Genomic DNA, 22,879 nt, shown 5'->3' on the forward strand with positions numbered 1-22,879 from the left:
CGCGCAAGCGAAAAGACAGTGTGCAAGCCGCGCCGAACCATCTAATGATAGCGACGGGGGAGAAATTATGACGAGTCGGCAATTCGCATTGCCCGCGTGAATCTTCCCCCTTTGCAAGCGGCCGGACCGGAAGAACAATTCCGGAGCGAGCCGGTACGAAATGGGAGGAACTGGAATGCGCGTTTTAAAGCGTATCGCTGTGGCAGCTTCGATGGTGGGGATCGTGGCCACGACAGGTGGTTTTGCAATTGGCGCAGCAAGCGCCGAAGAACCGCTGAAACTGATTATCGGAACGGAAGGCGCGTATCCGCCGTTCAATTTCATCAATCCGGATGGCTCTCTTTCCGGCTTCGATGTCGATATCGCACGGGCGCTTTGCGAGGAGATGAAGGCCGAGTGCACATTCATCACACAGGAGTGGGATGGCACTATTCCGGCGCTTCAGGCCGGGAAGTTTGACGCTTATGTTTCCTCCATGTCGATCACGGAAGAGCGCAAGAAACAGGTCGATTTTTCCGATAAATACTACAACACGCCACCCGGCATTGCCGCGCCGAAGGACACCGACATCAAGGGCGTGACCAAGGAAGACTTGGCAGGCAAGACGATCGGCGTTCAGGTGTCCACGACGCATGCGAATTATGCCGAACACGCCTTCACCGAGAGCACCATCAAGGCCTATCCGACAGCGGAAGAATATCGCCTGGACATGGCCAATGGCCGCCTGGATGCCGTCAACGATGACAGCGTAACGCTGAGCGAGTGGCTGAAGACGCCGGATGGCGCCTGCTGCAAGATGGTCGGCACCTATCCGCCCGATGACAACATCCATGGTGTTGGCGTCGGCGTTGCCTTGAAGAAGGGACGCCCGGAACTGGTCGAAAAGTTCAACAAGGCGATCAAGGCCATCCGTGCCAACGGCAAGTACAAGGAAGTCAACGACAAATACTTTGATTTCGACGCCTACGGCCCTGAAAAATAAGTACAAAAGGACGTTGGTCCACCGATAATGGCAATGCCGTCACCGGCGGCATTGCTATTGGCAGCCATGATGGCGGCAAGACTGTGCCTCCATATAATCATGAGGCAGTTGTTGGAGTTGAGAATTCTCGTGCCGGCAAGGACAATGCCTGATCTTGCCGTGCACGGGAGTTCCAGATGTATCGAATACTGTGCCTGATGGTTTCCGGTTTCGCGCTTGCGCATATGTCTTCATACTATCGGCAGGATATGCCGGCCGTATCATATGCTGCAACAAAGGGCTGTATCTGTGACAAGAACCGCCAGCCGGTCTCTGCGTGTCTGGATGTTTGCCAGTGGACCAACTGAATTTAATGAGGAATTGAGAACATCCCGGAGAAATAATGCGACCTGAAAATCTCGTCATTCGCGCAGTGGAAGCTGCGGATGCGGAAGGACTCACCCATTTGCAGAACATGCCGGGATTTCGGTTCGGTACTTTGCGCACTCCGTTTCAACGCCTCGAGACGACACGCAAGTGGCTGGAAGCGCTCGGGCCGGAAGCCACGATTCTGGTTGCGACGATCAATGAAGAGATTGTCGGAAACGGCTTGCTCCGGCACGCAGGACGGCGTGGTCATAGCGCGGCAATCATCATGGGCATACATGACGACCATATCGGGAAGGGCATCGGCACGGCATTCATGGCCGAACTGATCGACATTGCCGACAACTGGCTCGACCTGAAACGGCTTGAACTCACCGTTTACGTCGACAATGCCCCTGCAATCCGCCTCTATGAAAAGTTCGGTTTTGTTTCGGAAGGCATACGCCGGAAAGATGCTTTCCGGGCCGGTGAGTTTGTCGATTCGCTCGCAATGGCCAGGCTCAACTTCTGACGCCGTTCTTTCGCGATTATCGCACCGCTATAACTGCGGCCCAGTCAGTGGAACGTTTGTCGTAGGCGCTGCCGGTCCAGCATTCAATTTCGATGCCGGACCATTGACCGTTATCGCTCCAGTATTCCTGCAATTCTTCCGGCGACAGATAGTTGTAATAGCGGCCAAGCGCGTCGTGGCCTTCAGCCGTGCCGGTCTTGAAGCTGGCCCACACGATCCCGCCTTTCACCAAGGCGCTGTGAACGCGTCTTATGATAGGACCAAGTGCGGTTCTGGGCACATGGGTGAGCGAGGCGCAGGCGTAAATCCCGTCATATTCCTCGACTGCGGAAAGTTCATCGAACATCATCGTGCGGACGGGCTGCCCCAGCCGTTTTGCAGCGATTGCCGCCAGTTCGGAGGAGCCATCCGTCGCATCGAGCTGAAATCCGGCCTTCAGAATGGCACTCGCATCGGTGCCCGAACCCGTTCCCAGTTCCAGGATTCGTCCCGCTGGCTTGCAGCGCTTCAGAAAGCTAAACAGTTTCGGGTTGGGCGTCTCGCCGTCGGCTGCATAGTCGATCGCATTAGAATTGTAGAAACCCAGCGTGTTGTCCTGCATGTCGGAGAATCCCCCATCCCGGTTTCGAAGAGCCCGGAAATCCCGGAATCGGCGCGCGCTCTTATGCAGCGAAATCGCACCATATTGAAGTCCTCAAAGTGTCGGAGAACCGACTTTCCGGATTCGCTTCGGGCACGCCAAAGTCCGATCCAGCAGAGCGCACAGAATAACGTTGCATTTTCGCCACAATGCGTTGCATAGATGCAACGCTATTGGGTAACATGGTTAATATGAACACGGCGAATCTGACGGCGAACATGAACGGCGAGGAACAATCATCGCAAAGCGGCGAGGGGCGCAGGCTTCTGGCCCTGCCGGGCATTATCACGGTCATTTCGGCGCTTGTCACCGCCTCGATTTCCTTTGCCATTTTGATCGGCATTACACCGATCACGCCTGACCGGACCGTCACGCTGGCCTTGGTCATCATCAATGTCGCGCTGATTCTGTTCCTCATCCTGCTGATCTGCCGCGAAGTTTACCGCATCGTGATGGCCCGGCGGCTCGGGAAGGCGGCTTCGCGCCTGCATGTCCGTATTGTGGCGCTGTTTTCGCTTATCGCGGCGGTGCCCGCCATCGTGGTTGCCATCGTTGCGTCGGTCACGCTCAACCTCGGTCTCGACCGCTGGTTCGATACCAACACCCGCGACATTGTCAGTTCATCGCAGAGCCTGACCACCGCCTATATCCGCGAAACCGCGCTCAACCTGCAAAGCACCTCCTATTCGATGCTGCAGGATCTCGATGCGCAGCGCACCATTTATAGTCTTGACCGTGGCGGCTTCATCCAGCTGATGACATTACAGACGCGTGGCCGCGCTCTGCTCGGTGCGTTTCTTGTGCGTGAGAATGGCGACGTCGTTGTCAAAAGCGATACTGGAGTTGAAGATCGTCTGCCGCCGCCAACCGAAGATGCGTTGAAAACGGCACCGGATGGCAAGCCGGTTATCATCCCGCCGGGCAACAGTAATTTCGTCGGCGCAATCATCAAGATGCGCGAGATACCGGACGTCTATCTCTACACGGTTCGCGCAGTCGATCCTCAGATTCTCGATGCCATGCGTCTGATGGAAGCCAATACCCAGCGCTATCAGGAAATGGATGCGAACCGGATTCCAACGCAGATTGCATTTGCGCTGCTCTATTTCGGCCTGACGCTGATCGTGCTGCTTTCGGCTATCTGGACCGGTATTGCCGTCGCCGACCGGCTGGTGCGTCCGATCCGGCTTTTGATCGGCGCATCCGACGATGTGGCAGCCGGCAATCTCGACGTGTCGGTTCCGGTGCGCACTTCGGATGGTGACGTGGGCGCGTTGTCCGGCACTTTCAACAACATGGTGGCGGAGCTGAAAAGCCAGCGCAACGAGCTGCTTTCCGCCAAGGACCAGATCGATGAGCGCCGTCGCTTCTCCGAAGCCGTGCTTTCCGGCGTGACGGCAGGCGTCATCGGCATCGAGACCGATGGCTGTATCTCTATCCTGAATCGTTCGGCGGAACATATGTTCGGCGTCACCTCGGAAGATGCTGTCGGCAAGAACCTCACAAGCATCGCGCCGGAGATCGGGCAGGCTTTTGAGGTCGCCCGCTCGACGGGGCGCGCGGTGCATCGCGAGCAGGTCAGCATGACCCGTGGCGGCGTGGCGCGCACCTTCAACGTGCAGGTTACTGTCGAGGACACGGAATCCGAAGATCATTCCTATGTGGTGACGGTGGACGACATCACCGATCTGGTGCAGGCACAGCGTTCGTCCGCCTGGGCGGATGTCGCGCGCCGCATCGCGCATGAAATCAAGAACCCGCTCACGCCGATCCAGCTTTCCGCCGAACGCATCCGCCGCCGTTACGGCAAGGTCATCACCGAGGACCGCGAGGTTTTCGATCAGTGCACGGATACGATCATCCGTCAGGTCGGCGACATTGGCCGCATGGTCGATGAATTCTCCGCCTTCGCCCGCATGCCGAAGCCGGAAATGCGGGTTATGGATATGCGCGAGGCATTGCGCGAAGCCTCCTTCCTGGTCGAAGTCAGCCGCAGCGATATTCGTTTCCAGAACGATTTCGGCTCGGAAAAGCTGGTCGGTTCCTTTGACAGCCGCCTGATCGGACAGGCCTTCGGCAATGTCATCAAGAATGCCAGCGAAGCCATTGACGGACTTCCGAAGGAAGATCGCGCCAGGGAAGGCGAGGGCGGGCATATCCTCATCCGTTCCTATCAGGCGGATGGACAATTGTTTGTCGATGTCATCGATAACGGCAAGGGCCTGCCGGGCGACGACCGCCAGAAGCTGCTCGAACCTTACATGACGACGCGCGAGAAGGGCACCGGCCTTGGTCTCGCGATTGTCCGCAAGATCGTCGAGGATCATGGCGGGCATCTGGAATTGCATGATGCGCCTTCGGATTTCCACGGAGGACGGGGCGCAATGATACGTATGGTCTTTCCGCAAGCGCCCACCAACGAAGCTGGCGTGAATGCCGGTTCTACCGGTGAGATCGAAGCAGATGCGGGAAATGACGAAAAGAACATAGCTGGACAGGTGATTTGATATGGCTGCCGATATTCTTGTGGTTGATGACGAAGCGGATATCCGGGAACTTGTTGCAGGCATTCTGAGCGATGAAGGCCACGAAACCCGCACGGCCTTCGATGCGGACAGCGCGCTCGCCGCCATCAACGATCGCGTTCCCCGGCTGGTCTTTCTGGATATATGGCTGCAGGGCAGCCGTCTGGACGGCCTCGCGCTGCTCGATGAAATCAAGAAGCAGCACCCCGAACTGCCGGTGGTGATGATCTCCGGTCACGGCAATATCGAAACGGCGGTGTCTGCGATCCGTCGCGGCGCCTACGACTTCATCGAAAAGCCGTTCAAGGCGGACCGCCTCATCCTCATCGCGGAACGGGCGCTTGAAACCTCGAAGCTGAAGCGCGAAGTCTCGAACCTGCGCAAGCGCAGCGGCGACCATCTGGAATTGATCGGTGCATCGCTGGCCATGAACCAGTTGCGCCAGACCATCGAGCGCGTCGCGCCGACCAACAGCCGCATCATGATTACCGGACCGTCGGGCGCTGGCAAGGAACTTGCCGCCCGCGCCATCCACGCGCAGTCGGGCCGCGCCAATGGGCCGTTCGTGACCGTCAACGCCGCGACCATCACGCCGGAGCGCATGGAGATCGAGCTTTTCGGCACCGAAATGGACGGCGGCGAGCGCAAGGTCGGGGCTCTGGAAGAAGCCCATGGCGGCATTCTCTATCTCGATGAAGTCGCCGACATGCCGCGCGAGACGCAGAACAAGATTTTGCGTGTGCTTGTCGACCAGCAGTTTGAACGCGTGGGCGGCACCAAGCGCGTGAAGGTGGATGTGCGCATCATCTCCTCCACGGCGCAGAACCTCGAAGGCATGATTGCGGAAGGCACGTTCCGCGAAGACCTGTTTCACCGCCTTTCGGTGGTTCCGGTGCAGGTGCCGCCGCTTGCCGCCCGACGCGAGGACATTCCGTCACTGGTCGAGTACTTCATGAAGCAGATCGCCGAACAGGCGGGCATCAAGCCGCGCAAGATTGGATCCGATGCAATGGCGGTTTTGCAGGCGCATAGCTGGCCGGGCAATCTTCGCCAGCTTCGCAACAATGTCGAGCGCCTGATGATTCTGGCGCGGGGCGATGATCCGGAGGCGCCAGTGACGGCCGACCTCCTGCCCGCTGAAATCGGCGACACGCTGCCGCGTGCACCGACGGAATCCGACCAGCACATCATGGCGCTTCCGTTGCGCGAGGCGCGCGAGCGTTTCGAGAAGGAATATCTGATCGCCCAGATCAACCGGTTCGGCGGCAATATTTCGCGCACGGCGGAGTTCGTCGGCATGGAGCGCTCGGCGCTGCATCGCAAGCTGAAATCTCTCGGCGTATAAATAGTCAAGTGTCTCGGGCGGATGTGTCATGCGGGTAATCGTTTGCGGAGCAGGGCAGGTCGGATACGGCATCGCTGAGCGGCTTGCCGCCGAGGAGAACGATGTTTCCGTCATCGACACCTCGGCCCGCCATATCGAGATCGTGCGCGACACGCTCGATGTCCGTGGTTTTGTCGGGCACGGTTCGCAACCGGACGTGCTTGCCGCCGCTGGCGCCGATGAAGCGGATATGATCATTGCCGTCACCTTGTCCGACGAGGTCAACATGGTGGCCTGTCAGGTGGCGCATTCGGTCTTCAACGTGCCGACCAAGATCGCCCGCATTCGCGCGCAGTCCTATCTCAAGGCAGAATATCAGGATCTTTTCCTGCGCGAAAACCTGCCGATCGACGTGATTATCTCGCCGGAGCTTGAAGTGGGTGAGGTGGTTCTGCGGCGCATCGCCTTGCAGGGCGCAACGGACGTGCTGCGTTTTGCCGACGACAAGATCATCGGCCTCGCCATCGAATGCCTGGAGGAATGCCCGGTCATCAATACGCCGCTGAAGCAGTTGACCGATCTGTTTCCCGATCTTGCGGCCACCGTCGTCGGCGTGGTGCGCAATGACAGCCTTTTCATCCCGCGATCTTCGGACGAGCTGAATGCCGGCGACCTCGCTTATGTCGTGACGACCCGCGAGCAGGTGCGCCGCACGCTCTCCTTGTTCGGCCACGAGAAACCGGAAGCCAGCCGCATCGTTATCGCGGGCGGCGGCAATATCGGCTTGTACGTGGCCAAGGCCATCGAGGACCGCAAATGGCATACGCGCGTCAAGATGATCGAAAGCGAGCACGAGCGTGCCTTCGCCATCGCCGACCAGCTCAAACGCACCATGGTGCTGCACGGCAGCGCGCTCGACCAGAACTTGCTTCAGGAAGCTGATATTCAGGACGCGGACCTGATGGTCGCGCTCACCAATCAGGATCAGGTCAATATCCTGTCGAGCATCATGGCAAAGCGGCTGGGCTGCAAGTCCAACATGGCACTGCTCAATACGGTTGCCTATCAGGACTTCACCCACATGGTGGGGATCGACGCCTATATTAACCCGAAGGCCGTGACGATTTCGAAAATCCTCCAGCATGTCCGGCGAGGCCGCATCCGGGCGGTCTATAGCGTTTATCGCGACATGGCCGAACTGATCGAAGCCGAAGCTCTGGAAACATCCTCGCTGGTTGGCGCGCCGTTGCGCGATCTCGACTTGCCGGAAGGTCTGCGAATCGGTGCGATCTACCGTGACGGACAAGTGATCCGTCCGAACGGCGATGTCCGCATCAAGCCGAAGGACCGCGTCGTCATCTTCGCGACATCTGACGCCGTAAAGCATGTGGAACAGATGTTCCGCGTCAGTCTTGAATTCTTCTGAATAGTAAAGGCACCAATAGGATACACTCGCAATAAGATTAAGCGGTGTTTGAAAAATGTGACGGGTGTTTCCTCCACCAGAATGACAAATCTGCCAGTCTTCGGTTTACAATACCGCACGTGAGATGATTGAGTTCATCGCCATCCGTGAGGGAGAGCGCCCATCCGGCGAGTGTCTTTGTTGAAAGGGGGAAATGGAACAATTTCCGTCTTTCCCGTCGCACCAAAGCGGATGGGCTTTTGACTTCCAATGAAGCCTTATTAGTTATGCTATAAAAACTGTTTAATCTTTAACTAAAAATACTTGTATTCCAATTAAATATGAAGCAGATACTTGAACAGAAACTGTGTTTCCACTCTTCTGCAGAGCAATCTGCGCAGATATTGCAGTCAATGACAGCTTTTCTTGGTATTCATCTTGCTTTATTGGAATGGTTTTTGTGCCGGAACTGTCGGTAAAAATTAGATAAGCTTTATTTGTGTGTCTAGGATTATCATCTAAAAAAGAAATCAACGCAAGGTTAGTTACGTGATCATATACTCCATCCTCTACGGATTCATTAACAACAACAGTATTCTCCATAATAAATATTCCTATTTAAGATTATCAATTGTTATTGAAAAAATATTGTGAAATCGGTGGATGCAGAAAATCAATTCTAAGAAGAAAACTGACTGGTAATTGCAGAAACTCACTTTAATTCTATTGGCATAAGACCAAGGGAGAACGTCGGGTTGTCCATCCCCCTTGGTTGTCCGTCAAGCCTATCCAACTGATCGATAGAATTTAAGAAACAATCCACTCAAGTAGATGAATCATCGATCAATTTCTATTCGTGTTATTTCCTATATATATAGTAATTATTGAAATTAGGAGTTCCAAACGGTAACTGTGTATAAGGTGCCGTCTTTTGTCGCAATATCGACGCGATACTTTTGCGTCAATGCGATTTGCGCCGACATTAGCGCGCTTATAATTTTGTCTTGATTTTCATTGTTTCTGATTTTGCATGTAAAAACGGAATTATCTGATGTAAAGTTAAAGTAAATTACATTTTCTCGCGGAGTTGCGTTAAAAATTGCCATTATATCGATTCTATCAATATTCGTATATATAGCATCTTCTGCAAGTTTTTCGGGTTCTGAAATGCCAGACATAATTTTTCCTTTATAACATTCTATAAATATACTTACGTATTACAGATTACGATATTTTTTACTAAAGTCAAATGCTCAAGAAAAAGTGACAGGTTTTGTTGGGATGCCTGTTTCATTTCAGTAGTATACAATCGAACGTGTACCCTTCAGATTTGGGTACGCTTTTCCGTCCAGTCGTTCACTGACGCATTGGGGAGCATGCCTGATGAAGGGGCACGCCTGAAATTTGCCGCGAGGCTAATGAAATTGACGGTTGCACAAAGATTCCCATCCTGTTAACCGAAGCTGAATAGCGAAGCAGTTGTCTTTCCACAGCAATTGCAGTCAGGTACCGGTTTTGCACGCTCCGGTGCTTGATTTATGTGCATGCGCGTGTTCGTTTAACACATCGCGAGCTGGCTGCTGATCGATTAAAGGAATAAAAACAATGGCTGAACGATCGCAAAATCTACAAGACCTTTTTCTGAATTCTGTACGCAAGCAGAAAATTTCGCTGACGATTTTCCTTATCAATGGCGTGAAACTGACCGGCATTGTGACGTCCTTCGATAATTTCTGCGTGCTTCTGCGTCGTGATGGTCATTCGCAGCTTGTCTACAAGCATGCGATTTCGACGATCATGCCGAGCCAGCCTGTGCAGATGTTCGAAGGCGAAGAAGCCTGACGCTTTCCCAATACCATTGGAGCGCACTGGCTTTGGTTGTCGCTCCAAATTTTGTTTCTGCTGATGATAACCGGACACGCATTGCCTGTCCGGTTCGTCATGTTTGAACGATCCGGGGCGTCTTTCATTTGAAACAGCTTTAGCGGTGACTTATCTGCAGCCGTAGATAACACGTTTCCGTGTCCCCGGAGTGAACATTGTCCAAATTCAAGGATAAGAAGCCGTCATCTGCCGATGCAGACAAGGGTTTCGGACTTTCAGAGCCAGAGCCCACACGGGCAGCCGTCATCGTTCCCGTCCTGCCGGAGCGGTATAGTGCAGGCACGACCGCCGAGGAAGGCGCGCGTCCGCAGTTCCAGCGTTCGAACGAAGCGCGGCTTGAGGAAGCAATGGGGCTTGCCCGGGCGATTGCGCTCGATATCGAACATGCCGAAATCGCGATTGTCGCCAATCCGCGTCCGGCGACCCTGCTGGGCGCGGGCAAGGTGGAATCCATTGCCGAAACCGTCCAGGAAAAGGCCATCGGGCTGGTCATCGTCGATCACGCCCTGACCCCGGTGCAGCAGCGCAACCTCGAAAAGGAATGGAACGTCAAGGTCATCGACCGCACGGGACTTATCCTCGAAATTTTCGGCGAGCGCGCGCGCACCAAGGAAGGTGCATTGCAGGTCGAGCTGGCGCATTTGAACTATCAGAAGGGCCGTCTGGTCAGAAGCTGGACTCACCTGGAGCGACAGCGCGGTGGTGGCGGCTTCCTCGGCGGTCCGGGTGAAACCCAGATCGAAGCCGACCGCCGTCTGCTGCAGGACAAGATCCTGAAGATCAAGCGCGAACTTGAAACGGTGGTGCGTACCCGCACGCTGCATCGCCAGAAACGGCGCAAGGTGCCGCATCCGATTGTAGCGCTCGTCGGCTATACCAATGCCGGAAAGTCCACGCTTTTCAATCGCATGACGGGCGCGGAAGTACTGGCCGAAGACATGCTCTTCGCCACGCTCGACCCGACATTGCGCCGCATCCGGCTTCCGCACGGCGAGACGGTCATCCTGTCGGATACGGTGGGTTTCATCTCCAACCTGCCGCACCATCTGGTCGCTGCCTTCCGCGCCACGCTTGAAGAAGTGGTCGAGGCCGACCTGATCCTGCATGTCCGCGACATTTCCGATCCGGACAATGCCGCGCAGGCCGAAGACGTGGAAAGCATTCTTGCCGGGCTGGGCATTGAGCCGCAGGACCGCAAGCGCGTCGTCGAAATCTGGAACAAGATCGACAATCTTGACGAAAGCGGACGCGAGGCCGCCCTGCGCCTTGCTGCTGCCGGCAGCGAGGAGGGACGTCCCATTCCGCTTTCGGCCATTACCGGTGAAGGCGTTGACAGGTTGCTTTCGCTTATCGAAACGCGGATAGCGGGTTCGCTCGGCGCGGTCGATGTCGTGCTGTCTCCTTTCGAGCTTCATCTGCTCGACTGGATTTACCAGCATGGCAGCAATGTGGAGCGTGAGAACCTGGAAGACGGCTCCGTTCGCATCAAGGCCCGGCTGACCGAAGTGGCCCGCAAATCGCTGGACGAGAAGCGCGGCATCCGTCCTGAAAAGCCGGAGTCCGATTGGGACTGAGGCGGGAAGTGCTGCGCCACTTGCGAAACAGGGGCGCAACGCCCTATGTATGAAACACCGACGATTCAAAACTATTCACTTCGCCATAAATATATCCAGAGGCCCATAATGAGAGATCCGATCGAAACCGTCATGAACCTCGTCCCGATGGTGGTTGAGCAGACCAACCGTGGCGAACGGGCCTATGATATTTTCTCGCGCCTTCTGAAGGAGCGCATCATCTTCGTGAACGGACCGGTTGAAGACGGAATGTCGATGCTGGTATGCGCGCAGCTTCTCTTTCTCGAAGCGGAAAATCCGAAGAAAGAGATCAACATGTACATCAATTCGCCCGGCGGCGTGGTGACGTCCGGCATGGCGATCTATGATACGATGCAGTTCATCCGTCCGCCGGTTTCCACGCTTTGCATGGGCCAGGCCGCCTCGATGGGCTCGCTGCTTCTGACGGCAGGCGCCACCGGCCAGCGTTATGCGCTGCCGAACGCGCGCATCATGGTCCACCAGCCATCGGGCGGTTTCCAGGGGCAGGCCTCGGACATCGAGCGCCATGCGCAGGACATCATCAAGATGAAGCGCCGCCTGAACGAAATCTACGTCAAGCACACGGGCCGCGATTACGAGACGATCGAACGCACGCTCGACCGCGACCATTTCATGACCGCGCAGGAAGCGCTCGAATTCGGCCTCATCGACAAGGTGGTCGAAGCGCGCGACGTGAGCGCGGACGAATCGAAGTAAGAGCCGGATTCTCCGGCTCGCACCTGTTTTTAGCGCCCTTTGCCACAAAAGGGGCCCAATTCTTGCACCTACGTGATGGTTAACGCGCCGCGTTAAGCATCTGTTGGGGTTCGGGGCGCTAAACTTGGTCAGATTATGCCGAATCTTTGCCGGGAACATATTTTTCATTTGTTCGGCGGTGCAGCTTCTGCAAAAGTCGCCAGATGGTTCCTTCGGTCGGGGAGCCATACGGTGACGAATCCTGAGACTACTGGCCCTTGATTACAGGTCCAGGACTATAGGCAGCGCGTATCTGCTGCTGTTGTGACCGGCGGGAGGCGCGTTTCTCCTCCAGCACTGGGTCCGAACCGGAAGAAACGATCGATCTGAAGCGCCCAAGGCTCATTTCGATCAACTGAAAGGAAACTGCAATGAGCAAAGTCAGCAACGGCGGCGGCGATTCCAAGAATACGCTCTATTGCTCGTTCTGCGGCAAAAGCCAGCATGAAGTGCGCAAGCTGATTGCAGGCCCGACCGTTTTCATCTGCGACGAGTGCGTCGAACTCTGCATGGACATCATCCGCGAGGAAAACAAATCCTCCATGGTGAAGTCGCGCGAGGGCGTGCCCACGCCGCAGGAAATCATGGCCGTCCTTGACGATTACGTCATCGGCCAGAAGGATGCCAAGCGCGTTCTGTCGGTTGCGGTACACAATCACTACAAGCGTCTCGCCCATCAGTCGAAGAACAGCGACATCGAGCTTGCGAAGTCGAACATTCTGCTCGTGGGCCCCACGGGCTGCGGCAAGACCTATCTTGCCCAGACGCTCGCCCGCATCATCGATGTGCCGTTCACCATGGCCGATGCGACGACGCTGACGGAAGCCGGCTATGTCGGTGAAGATGTCGAGAACATCATCCTGAAACTGCTTCAGGCTGCCGATTACAACGTGGAACGTGCACAGCGCGGCATCGTCTATATCGACGAAGTCGACAAGATCAGCCGCAAGTCGGATAACCCGTCCATCACGCGCGACGTGTCGGGCGAGGGCGTTCAGCAGGCGCTTCTGAAGATCATGGAAGGCACCGTCGCTTCCGTGCCGCCGCAAGGTGGCCGCAAGCATCCGCAGCAGGAATTCCTGCAGGTGGACACGACGAACATCCTCTTCATCTGCGGCGGCGCATTTGCCGGTCTGGACAAGATCATCTCCGCACGCGGCGAAAAGACCTCCATCGGCTTCGGCGCCACCGTCAAGTCGGTGGATGAACGCCGCATCGGTGACGTCTTCAGGGAACTGGAGCCGGAAGACCTTCTGAAATTCGGCCTCATTCCGGAATTCGTCGGTCGTCTGCCCGTGATCGCGACACTCGAAGACCTCGATGTCGATGCCCTGGTGCAGATCCTGACCGAGCCGAAGAACGCGCTCGTAAAGCAGTATCAGCGCCTGTTCGACATGGAAAATGTCGAGCTGAGCTTCCACGACGACGCCCTGCGGGCGATTGCCAACAAGGCGGTCGAGCGCAAGACGGGTGCACGCGGCCTGCGTTCGATCATGGAAAAGATCCTGCTCGACACGATGTTCGAACTTCCGACGCTGGAAGGCGTGCAGGAAGTGGTTATTTCCGGCGATGTGGTGGATGGCAGCGCCCGTCCGCTCTATATCTATGCCGAGCGGCAGGACGAAAAGGGTAATGTTTCCGCCTGAAGCATTTCCGGCAAAAGTGCGTAGCGGTTTTGCGTCGGATAATGCGCAATATTCGCGGCAGCAATTATTCAAGAAAGGCCGCGCAAGCGGCCTTTTTCATGTGCCGGGCCATATGCCAGCCATGTCACGGAAAAGTGCAGGCCGGGGAGATGACATGCTTCAGGCTTGCGTGGGGCTTAACCTGTCACTATTGCAGGGCAGCAATCGGGGTACAGGCCAAGCTGGATATTGTACTAATGCGCGGCACAGCGCAGGATAGATGACGATTCTATGAAAGCCGGCCCGATAAAGCCTATTGAATTGCCGGGGTCGGCTCTCCAAGTATGGACCGAAGCACATTCGTGACCTGCCTCATGACGAAAGGGGGCGCGGATGTGGCAGTCAGGTTGAAAGACCTGAGAAAGGACTTGAACTATGACGAGTACTGAACAGAAGACACCGCTGGGTGGCTCTGAAGCGGGCGGTGCAGACGGGCTCTATGCCGTTTTGCCGTTGCGTGACATCGTCGTTTTCCCCCATATGATCGTTCCGCTTTTTGTCGGCCGCGAAAAGTCCATTCGCGCGCTGGAGGAAGTGATGGGCGTGGACAAGCAGATCCTGCTTGCCACCCAGAAGAACGCCGCCGATGACGATCCGGCACCGGATGCGATTTATGAAATCGGCACGATTGCCAATGTGCTGCAGCTTCTCAAGCTGCCGGACGGCACCGTCAAGGTGCTGGTCGAGGGCACGGCGCGCGCCAGGGTTTCCAAGTTTACGGACCGCGAAGACTATCACGAGGCCTATGCTGCGGCTCTGCCGGAGCCTGACGAAGATGCCGTCGAGATCGAGGCGCTCGCCCGCTCGGTGGTTTCCGACTTCGAAAACTACGTCAAGCTGAACAAGAAGATTTCGCCGGAAGTGGTTGGCGCCGCCAGCCAGATCGACGACTATTCGAAGCTTGCCGACACGGTTGCCTCGCATCTCGCGATCAAGATTCCCGAGAAGCAGGAAATGCTGTCGATCCTCTCGGTGCGCGAGCGCCTCGAGAAGGCGCTTTCCTTCATGGAAGCCGAAATTTCGGTTCTCCAGGTTGAGAAGCGTATCCGCAGCCGCGTCAAGCGCCAGATGGAGAAGACGCAGCGCGAATACTATCTCAACGAGCAGATGAAGGCGATCCAGAAGGAGCTTGGCGATGGCGAGGACGGTCGCGATGAAGCGGCAGAACTCGAAGAACGCATCAACAAGACCAAGCTTTCCAAGGAAGCCCGCGAAAAGGCACAGGCCGAGCTGAAGAAGCTGCGCAGCATGAGCCCGATGTCGGCCGAGGCAACGGTCGTCCGCAACTATCTCGACTGGCTGCTGTCCATTCCATGGGGCAAGAAGTCGAAGATCAAGCAGGACCTGAACTTCGCCGAGGAAGTGCTCGATGACGAGCATTTCGGCCTCGACAAGGTCAAGGAACGCATCGTCGAATATCTCGCGGTGCAGGCTCGCTCGACCAAGATCAAGGGCCCGATCCTCTGCCTCGTCGGACCTCCCGGCGTCGGCAAGACCTCGCTCGCCCGCTCGATCGCCAAGGCTACCGGCCGTGAATATGTCCGTATGTCGCTCGGCGGCGTGCGTGACGAGGCCGAAATCCGCGGTCACCGCCGCACCTATATCGGCTCGATGCCCGGCAAGGTCATCCAGTCGATGAAGAAGGCGAAGAAGTCCAACCCGCTCTTCCTGCTCGATGAAATCGACAAGATGGGCCAGGATTTCCGCGGCGATCCGTCATCGGCAATGCTCGAGGTGCTGGACCCTGAACAGAACTCGACCTTCATGGATCACTACCTTGAAGTCGAATACGATCTGTCGAACGTCATGTTCGTGACGACGGCCAATACGCTCAACATTCCCGGCCCGCTTCTGGACCGTATGGAAGTCATCCGTATTGCCGGCTACACCGAGGATGAAAAGCTCGAGATCGCCAAGCGGCACCTGCTGCCGAAGGCGATCAAGGATCACGCCCTGCAGCCGAAGGAGTTTTCGGTCACGGACGATGCGTTGCGCAATGTTATCCGCCTCTACACGCGGGAAGCAGGTGTGCGTAGCCTCGAACGCGAACTGATGACGCTGGCGCGCAAGGCCGTGACCGACATTCTGAAGTCGAAGAAGAAGTCGGTGAAAGTCACCGAAAAGAACCTCTCCGACTATCTGGGTGTCGAGCGGTACCGCTTCGGCCAGATCGATGGCGAGGATCAGGTTGGCGTCGTGACAGGCCTTGCCTGGACGGAAGTCGGCGGTGAATTGCTGACCATCGAAGGCGTCATGATGCCCGGCAAGGGCCGCATGACCGTCACGGGTAACCTCCGCGACGTGATGAAGGAATCGATCTCGGCGGCGGCATCTTATGTCCGCAGCAGGGCAATCGATTTCGGCATCGAGCCTCCGCTGTTCGACAAGCGCGACATCCACGTGCACGTGCCGGAAGGTGCGACGCCGAAGGACGGTCCGTCCGCAGGCATCGCCATGGTCACGGCGATTGTCTCCGTGCTGACCGGCATCCCGGTTCGCAAGGACATCGCAATGACGGGCGAAGTCACGCTGCGCGGTCGGGTCCTGCCCATCGGCGGCCTCAAGGAAAAGCTCCTCGCGGCACTGCGCGGCGGCATCAAGAAGGTTCTGATCCCGGAAGAAAACGCCAAGGATCTGGCGGATATTCCGGACAATGTGAAGAACAGTCTTGAGATCGTTCCGGTGTCCCGTGTAGGTGAGGTGCTCAAGCACGCTCTGGTTCGCGAACCCGAGCCGATTGAATGGACGGAGCCCGCAAACGCGACACCCGTCCCTTCGGTCGAGGAAGAAGCTGGCGCCTCGATGGCCCATTAAGGCATTTCCGGCAAACGTTCGAAAGAGTTTGCTTATTGGCAATGCGCTGAAATGAACTTCCGGCAGGCGATTCTGATTCAGTCGGATAGTCCTGCCGGAAGCTGTCTATCAGGACCAACAATCGAAATGCCGGGCAATTTGCCCGGCATTTCTGTGTTTAACCCCGGTTTCCGGGGTTTTTTCACGTTGACAGGCTTGGTTTGTGAAACGATTTGAATAAACTCCGACCAATCCGGTCACGTTATCCGTTCCGGTAGATAAAGAAAGGAAATGCCAATGAACAAGAACGAATTGGTTGCCGCAGTTGCGGAAAAGGGCGGTTTGACGAAGGCTGACGCCGGTACTGCTGTTGACGCCGTACTCGCTGCTGTTACCGGCGCCCTGAAGGCTGGTGAAGAAGTCCGTCTGCCTGGCTTCGGCGTTTTCTCCGTTTCGCATCGCGCTGCCTCGACCGGCCGCAACCCGTCGACCGGCAAGGAAGTTGCTATCCCGGCTCGCAACGTGCCGAAGTTCTCGGCTGGCAAGGGCCTGAAGGACGCCGTAAACGGCTAATCATGATCTGGAGAGTGAAAGCTCTTCGAACGGATCGTGACATTAAATTTCCAGCCCATCGCGGCATGATTGCGATTGGCTGTCGAGAAGGCCCGGTTTATCCGGGCTTTTTTCGCTTTACAATACCTGGTAATAAGCACAGGAAATCGGATCACCACGAATCGTGCTCGATTACCTTCATCTATTTCACGAAGTCGCAGGGATAATCTCTTCTTTCCACGTGCTGAAACGCTTACGTTTTAATGCGAACTTCTTAGAAATTTCTTCGTCTAGCTCTAATGCTGTTTTGACACACACCTTTGTTAATTTCACCAAATCGTCGAAACGGAGATGAGCACGACTTCCTTCTTCAAAACTAAAAGGAACAGAGTTCTGGACTCGGCTTAAGAACACGCGATTGACGTAACCTCGATTGTGTACGTGGATATTCCTAACTTCTGCAAATAGCTGCATAAGCTGGCGATCCTCGTCCTTCGCAAAAAGTGAAACGCCCAAGGATTCTTCGATGAATTTTTCAATTCTGCTCATCCCACCGTATGATAAAGAATTGACCTTTTTGTCGATAAGATAGTTTATTATTTCTTTCCTGCTCCTAAACTTAAAAATATCTTCTATGCGAAGATTTTCGCTAGACTTTACCAATTCTGGTCGTTTACGCATCGCACTTTGAATAGATGCTGAAATAAACCAAAAAAAAGTATCAACCGTTGTCACTGTTAAGTTTCGTGAATTAACAGAAGCAAATTCATTCAGTTTCTTCACCACCTTACCTGGGTTAGTCATTAATCGTTCATATTTTTCTTTCTCCCTTTCACTGCTCGCTATTTCAAATAGAGCTGTGCTAGCGCGCAATGATACATTGTCTGCAGTGTGGGCTAAGTGAACTGTAAAAAAGAATAAATCCACGATAGAGTGATAATCAAAGAGGAATAAGCTCATATTTCTAGTTACTAACGTTTTGACTGGTGGAAAATAGAACGTTTCTCCGTCATTTTCTTCGCTTAAACTATTAGGGGCAACTTCTTCGTTCATTTTCGCTCTCGCCTGTACTATTTTTAAGAATCGAAACGATGATGGTTCGATTGAATCTATTAGTATGCATTGCCTTGGAAATAAAAAGCCGGACACTAGGTCCGGCTTACTTCCAATACTTCCCATAATCAATCTACTGCCTACTCAGCCGCCTCTGAACTGCGCTTGGGGCGGCGGTCCAGCAGTTCCTTGAGGAAGTGGCCGGTATAGGAGCGCTTCTCCTTCACAATGTCTTCCGGACGGCCCACTGCGACAATCTCACCGCCGCCATCGCCGCCTTCCGGTCCAAGGTCGATCACCCAGTCAGCCGTCTTGATGACTTCCAGATTGTGCTCGATCACCACGACCGTGTTGCCCTGTTCCACCAGCTCGTGCAGCACTTCCAAGAGCTTCGCCACATCGTGGAAATGCAGGCCGGTTGTCGGTTCGTCCAGAATATAGAGCGTGCGGCCCGTCGCGCGGCGCGACAGTTCCTTGGCCAGCTTCACGCGCTGCGCTTCGCCGCCGGAAAGCGTCGTCGCCTGCTGGCCGACCTTGATATAGCCGAGACCGACCTTGACGAGCGTTTGCAGCTTGTCGCGCACCGCAGGCACGGCGGAGAAGAACTCCGCACCTTCCTCGACAGTCATATCCAGTACATCGGCGATGGACTTGCCCTTGAACAGGACTTCCAGCGTTTCGCGGTTATAGCGCTTGCCGTGGCAGACATCACAAGTCACATACACATCCGGCAGGAAGTGCATCTCGATCTTGATGACGCCATCGCCCTGGCAGGCCTCGCAGCGCCCGCCCTTCACGTTGAACGAGAAGCGGCCCGGCTGATAGCCGCGTGCCTTGGCTTCCGGCAAGCCCGCGAACCAGTCGCGGATCGGGGTGAAGGCACCGGTATAGGTTGCCGGGTTGGAGCGCGGCGTGCGCCCAATCGGCGACTGGTCGATATCGATCACCTTGTCGAGGAATTCCAGCCCTTCGATACGGTCATGCTCTGCGGGATGCTCGCGCGAACCCATGATGCGGCGCGAAGCGGCCTTGAACAGCGTTTCGATCAGGAAGGTGGACTTGCCGCCGCCAGAAACGCCGGTAACGGCAGTGAAGGTGCCGAGCGGAATATCCGCCGAGACATTTTTCAGGTTGTTGCCGCGCGCGCCCACCACGCGAATGCGCTTGGACTTGGAAATCTTGCGGCGTTCCGCCGGGACGGCAACTTCCATCGCACCCGACAGATATTTGCCGGTCAGCGAGTTCGCATTGGACATCACGTCCTGCGGCGATCCTTGCGCGATGATCTTGCCGCCATGGACACCAGCCGCCGGGCCGATATCGACAACATAATCGGCGGTCAGGATAGCATCTTCATCGTGTTCGACCACGATGACCGTATTGCCGAGATCGCGCAGATGGCGCAGCGTGTCGAGAAGGCGGGCATTGTCGCGCTGATGCAGGCCAATGGACGGCTCATCCAGCACGTAGAGCACGCCGGTCAGTCCGGAGCCGATCTGCGAGGCAAGACGGATGCGCTGGCTTTCACCGCCCGAAAGCGTGCCGGAATTGCGCGCCAGCGTCAGGTAATCGAGCCCCACATCGTTGAGGAATTGCAGGCGCTCGCGGATTTCCTTGAGGATGCGGGCGGCAATTTCGCGCTGCTTGTCGTTGAAGCTGCTGTCGATATCGCGGAACCAGGCATCGGCCTTGCGGATCGACATTTCGGTGATTTCACCGATGTGCTTCATGCCGACCTTGACCGCTAGCGCCTCCGGCTTCAGGCGGAAACCGTTACAGGCCGGGCAGGGCGTCGAGGCCATGAAGCGCTCGATATCTTCACGCGACCAGGCGGAATCGGTCTCCTTCCAGCGGCGTTCCAGATTGGGGATCACACCTTCAAAAGCTTTCGTCGTCTGGTAGGAACGCAAGCCGTCATCATACTGAAAGGTGATTTCCTTGCCCTTGGTGCCGTAAAGAATGGCCTGCTGGGCCTCTTCCGGAATATCAGCCCATTTTGCGCCGATCTTGAAGCCATAAGCTTTGCCAAGCGCTTCCAGCGTCTGATTGTAGTAGGGCGACGAGGATCGCGCCCACGGGGCAATCGCGCCGTCCTTCAGCACTGCCGTTTCGTCGGGAACGATCAGGTTGGGATCGATGGCCTGCTGCGTGCCGAGGCCGTCGCAGGTCGGGCAGGCGCCGAAGGGATTGTTGAACGAGAACAGGCGCGGCTCGATTTCCGGGATAGTGAAGCCGGAGACCGGGCAGGCGAACTTTTCCGAAAACAGAATGCGTTCATGCGTTTCGTTGGCCGACTTGTTGGCAGCGCCGCCCTCAGCCGTTTCTTCAGGCGGCAGCGGCTTGTCGGCAAATTCGGCAACGGCCAGGCCTTCGGCAAGCTTGAGACAGGTTTCAAGGCTGTCGGCGAGGCGGGTCGAAAGGTCAGGCCGAACCACCACTCGGTCGACCACCACATCGATATCGTGCTTGTATTTCTTGTCGAGCGCCGGAACATCGGCGATTTCATAGAAGGTGCCGTCGACCTTGACGCGCTGAAAGCCCTTCTTCTGAAGCTCCGCCAGTTCCTTCTTGTACTCGCCCTTGCGGCCGCGAACGATGGGCGCGAGGATATAGAGGCGCGTGCCTTCCTCAACCGCCATGACGCGATCGACCATCTGGCTGACCGTCTGGCTTTCGATGGGAAGGCCGGTCGCCGGCGAATAGGGTACACCCACGCGCGCAAAGAGCAGGCGCATATAGTCGTAGATTTCGGTGACGGTGCCGACCGTCGAACGCGGATTGCGGCTCGTCGTCTTCTGCTCGATGGAAATGGCTGGCGACAGGCCGTCGATCTGGTCGACGTCCGGCTTCTGCATCATTTCCAGGAACTGGCGCGCATAGGCCGAAAGGCTTTCGACATAGCGGCGCTGGCCTTCCGCATAGATCGTATCGAAGGCAAGCGAGGATTTGCCCGAACCGGACAAGCCTGTCATCACGATCAGCTTGTCGCGAGGCAGATCGAGATCGACATTTTTCAAGTTGTGTTCGCGCGCGCCACGTATGGAAATGAATTTCTGATCGCTCATTCCGCGTCCTGCCTGCTCATGATGCCATGGATAAACGGGCGCCGAATGGTGAAACCCGTCGCGCCGGTTTCTAATATGGGGTGGAACCCTCCGATAAGAAGGGGTCTCGGGTCATTCATCGGTGCACTCTTATCACTGGAACAAATATCGAACAACCAGCCTTCTGATAGGCGATACGAAATGTGAACGCAAGAGCGTTGACTGTCACTCCTGACAGGAGCAGACTGGCCTTGCTCGCTGATGGCGGAGAGGTGTCGTGGTGGGATGACGCGGCATCGGCAAGAGGTCCGCAGGAGGCGGGAAACCCAGTAGGGAGGTAAGGAGCATGAGTCCACCTGACTACGTTGCCTAGCTTTCACAACGATGAAAGCACAATCCATTTCGGTCGCGGCAGCATCTTTTCGCAAGGAATGATGCCTCGTTGACTGAAACTGCGATTGCCGAAAATCTGAATTTGCGCGGAAGGCAAATGACCGCGCGTCATCGCCGTCCGAAAATATCTGCTGGCGAATTATTGTCGGCACAAGAGCATTGCTCAAAACCCAAGCCCTGCGCGCCAAAGATACAGTGAGCGGCAGGGCTTTTTCCTGGAGCCCGATCCTATTCACACAGCGCCTGTGGCCGTCGCTTCAGGAAGGGTGGAGGGAAGGCCGATTTCAAATTAAGGCAGATGCAGTTTTTGGGCCTGAAATGTGCAAAACTGCATTTTCTGCACGGGAAACGGTGCAAAAACCCATGAAAATTTGTGGCGAACGCATGTCTTTTTCGTGTCGAAGGTTGCATTTTGAACAAAACAAGAACATAAACTCTGTGGACATTGACAAATTCACCGCGCCGGACTGAGCGCTCATTGAGCCAGTCCTGTAAGGTGAGCATATGAGTTTCTGGTGATGGCGCATCGCTGCGCCTGAGCTTTCAATTGGAAAGCGCCTCTTGTCCGTGCGAAGCTGTGCGGAAAGAGTGTGCATGCGAGACCCGGAGTAATTTTTCGATGGCTGGTAGCGTCAACAAAGTCATTCTGGTCGGCAACCTTGGTGCCGATCCGGAAATTCGTCGTCTGAACTCGGGCGACGTGGTTGCCAATCTGCGCATTGCAACGTCTGAAAGCTGGCGTGACCGCCAGACCGGCGAACGCAAGGACCGCACCGAGTGGCACAGCGTCGTCATTTTCAACGAGAACCTTGCCAAGGTCGCGGAGCAATATCTGAAGAAGGGCGCCAAGGTCTATATCGAGGGCGCGCTCCAGACCCGCAAATGGCAGGACCAGAACGGCAATGACCGTTACTCGACGGAAGTCGTACTTCAGAAGTTCCGCGGCGAGTTGCAGATGCTCGACAGCCGTGGCGAAGGTGGCGGTGAGGGCCGTTCGTTCGGCGGTGGCGGCAATCGCAACCAGATGTCGGATTATTCCGGTGGCGGCGGCGACTTCGGTTCGTCCGGCCCGTCTTCGGGTGGCGGCAGCGGCGGCGGTTTCTCCCGCGACCTGGACGACGAAATTCCGTTCTGAGTGCGCGTATAACCCAATTTATTAGTGAAATGCGATAAGGCGCTGTTTTACAGCGCCTTTTCTGTTTTTTTAAACTGATGTTCTGGCGTCCAAAACGGCAGAAATACCTGCGCCCGAAATTGGAGCATGATTCCGAAAAGGTGAACCGCCTATGCAGCGAAATCAGTCTATCGAACTGAATTCTGATCCTGCTTCGGTCGGATGAAAATCACGCCCAAACAATAGCTTGCGGCGGA

17 protein-coding genes and 2 pseudogenes are annotated in these 22,879 nt (G+C 55.9%); 13 read left to right on the forward strand and 6 right to left on the reverse strand.

Features of this window, described 5'->3' with window-relative positions:
* Positions 1–175 precede the first annotated feature (175 nt).
* Both ACOWVS_RS05425 and ACOWVS_RS05430 read left to right on the forward strand, forming a co-directional pair.
* A complete protein-coding gene (locus tag ACOWVS_RS05425; protein WP_006470415.1) occupies positions 176–982 on the forward strand; it encodes an ABC transporter substrate-binding protein in 807 nt (268 codons plus the stop codon).
* 382 nt (positions 983–1,364) lie between these two features.
* Positions 1,365–1,859 (forward strand): GNAT family N-acetyltransferase, encoded by a 495-nt coding sequence (locus ACOWVS_RS05430; RefSeq protein ID WP_006470416.1) that lies wholly within the window; start codon positions 1,365–1,367, stop codon positions 1,857–1,859.
* 16 nt (positions 1,860–1,875) lie between these two features.
* Here the strand turns inward: ACOWVS_RS05430 and ACOWVS_RS05435 are convergent, their stop codons facing one another.
* On the reverse strand, positions 1,876–2,460 hold the full coding sequence (locus tag ACOWVS_RS05435; protein ID WP_006470417.1) for a class I SAM-dependent methyltransferase: 585 nt from the start codon (positions 2,458–2,460) through the stop codon (positions 1,876–1,878).
* 188 nt (positions 2,461–2,648) lie between these two features.
* Here ACOWVS_RS05435 and ACOWVS_RS05440 point away from each other — a divergent pair, with 188 nt between their 5' ends.
* From ACOWVS_RS05440 to trkA, 3 genes are read left to right on the forward strand one after another with little or no spacing between them, the layout of a single operon-like run.
* Positions 2,649–5,006: a sensor histidine kinase NtrY-like gene (locus tag ACOWVS_RS05440; protein WP_006470418.1), complete on the forward strand. Its 2,358-nt coding sequence runs from the start codon at positions 2,649–2,651 to the stop codon at positions 5,004–5,006.
* Position 5,007: 1 nt separating this feature from the next.
* Positions 5,008–6,369, forward strand: coding sequence for a sigma-54-dependent transcriptional regulator (locus ACOWVS_RS05445; RefSeq protein ID WP_006466759.1), 1,362 nt, complete (start codon positions 5,008–5,010; stop codon positions 6,367–6,369).
* A 28-nt stretch (positions 6,370–6,397) separates the two neighbouring features.
* The gene (gene trkA / locus ACOWVS_RS05450) at positions 6,398–7,774 is read left to right on the forward strand and encodes a Trk system potassium transporter TrkA (protein WP_006466760.1); all 1,377 of its coding nucleotides are present in this window, start codon (positions 6,398–6,400) and stop codon (positions 7,772–7,774) included.
* A 282-nt stretch (positions 7,775–8,056) separates the two neighbouring features.
* Here the strand turns inward: trkA and ACOWVS_RS05455 are convergent, their stop codons facing one another.
* Both ACOWVS_RS05455 and ACOWVS_RS05460 read right to left on the reverse strand, forming a co-directional pair.
* Positions 8,057–8,356 carry a hypothetical protein gene (locus tag ACOWVS_RS05455; protein ID WP_139309255.1) on the reverse strand — a complete coding sequence of 100 codons (300 nt, stop codon included), beginning with the start codon at positions 8,354–8,356 and terminating at the stop codon, positions 8,057–8,059.
* A gap of 287 nt (positions 8,357–8,643) precedes the next feature.
* Positions 8,644–8,931 carry a hypothetical protein gene (locus ACOWVS_RS05460; protein ID WP_006470419.1) on the reverse strand — a complete coding sequence of 96 codons (288 nt, stop codon included), beginning with the start codon at positions 8,929–8,931 and terminating at the stop codon, positions 8,644–8,646.
* 224 nt (positions 8,932–9,155) lie between these two features.
* On the opposite strand from ACOWVS_RS05460, the pseudogene ACOWVS_RS05465 reads away from it, so the two are divergent.
* From ACOWVS_RS05465 to ACOWVS_RS05495, 7 genes and pseudogenes are all read left to right on the forward strand, one after another.
* Positions 9,156–9,353: pseudogene (locus ACOWVS_RS05465) on the forward strand (hypothetical protein).
* A 5-nt stretch (positions 9,354–9,358) separates the two neighbouring features.
* Positions 9,359–9,595 (forward strand): RNA chaperone Hfq, encoded by a 237-nt coding sequence (gene hfq / locus ACOWVS_RS05470; protein WP_002964239.1) that lies wholly within the window; start codon positions 9,359–9,361, stop codon positions 9,593–9,595.
* A 197-nt stretch (positions 9,596–9,792) separates the two neighbouring features.
* Positions 9,793–11,211: a GTPase HflX gene (gene hflX / locus ACOWVS_RS05475; RefSeq protein ID WP_006470420.1), complete on the forward strand. Its 1,419-nt coding sequence runs from the start codon at positions 9,793–9,795 to the stop codon at positions 11,209–11,211.
* 108 nt (positions 11,212–11,319) lie between these two features.
* Positions 11,320–11,949, forward strand: a complete 630-nt coding sequence (clpP, locus tag ACOWVS_RS05480) for an ATP-dependent Clp endopeptidase proteolytic subunit ClpP (RefSeq protein ID WP_006470421.1) — start codon at positions 11,320–11,322, stop codon at positions 11,947–11,949.
* A gap of 410 nt (positions 11,950–12,359) precedes the next feature.
* Positions 12,360–13,634, forward strand: coding sequence for an ATP-dependent Clp protease ATP-binding subunit ClpX (gene clpX / locus ACOWVS_RS05485; RefSeq protein WP_006466764.1), 1,275 nt, complete (start codon positions 12,360–12,362; stop codon positions 13,632–13,634).
* A gap of 414 nt (positions 13,635–14,048) precedes the next feature.
* Positions 14,049–16,487 (forward strand): endopeptidase La, encoded by a 2,439-nt coding sequence (lon, locus tag ACOWVS_RS05490; RefSeq protein ID WP_006466765.1) that lies wholly within the window; start codon positions 14,049–14,051, stop codon positions 16,485–16,487.
* A 276-nt stretch (positions 16,488–16,763) separates the two neighbouring features.
* Positions 16,764–17,039, forward strand: a complete 276-nt coding sequence (locus ACOWVS_RS05495) for an HU family DNA-binding protein (RefSeq protein WP_006470422.1) — start codon at positions 16,764–16,766, stop codon at positions 17,037–17,039.
* A gap of 186 nt (positions 17,040–17,225) precedes the next feature.
* Here the strand turns inward: ACOWVS_RS05495 and ACOWVS_RS05500 are convergent, their stop codons facing one another.
* The 3 genes and pseudogenes from ACOWVS_RS05500 to ACOWVS_RS05510 all read right to left on the reverse strand — a co-directional run bounded on the left by ACOWVS_RS05500 (position 17,226) and on the right by ACOWVS_RS05510 (position 21,463).
* Positions 17,226–18,071, reverse strand: coding sequence for a hypothetical protein (locus ACOWVS_RS05500; protein ID WP_006470423.1), 846 nt, complete (start codon positions 18,069–18,071; stop codon positions 17,226–17,228).
* Positions 18,072–18,211: 140 nt separating this feature from the next.
* The gene (gene uvrA, locus ACOWVS_RS05505) at positions 18,212–21,136 is read right to left on the reverse strand and encodes an excinuclease ABC subunit UvrA (protein WP_006470424.1); all 2,925 of its coding nucleotides are present in this window, start codon (positions 21,134–21,136) and stop codon (positions 18,212–18,214) included.
* 115 nt (positions 21,137–21,251) lie between these two features.
* Positions 21,252–21,463, reverse strand: a pseudogene (locus ACOWVS_RS05510) (hypothetical protein).
* Between the two features lie 664 nt (positions 21,464–22,127).
* On the opposite strand from ACOWVS_RS05510, the gene ssb reads away from it, so the two are divergent.
* Complete coding sequence (gene ssb, locus ACOWVS_RS05515) at positions 22,128–22,643, forward strand: single-stranded DNA-binding protein (RefSeq protein ID WP_006470425.1); 516 nt, start codon at positions 22,128–22,130, stop codon at positions 22,641–22,643.
* Positions 22,644–22,879: the final 236 nt, after the last annotated feature.

Source organism: Brucella sp. IR068, assembly GCF_049065885.1.
Taxonomy (GTDB): domain Bacteria; phylum Pseudomonadota; class Alphaproteobacteria; order Rhizobiales; family Rhizobiaceae; genus Brucella; species Brucella intermedia.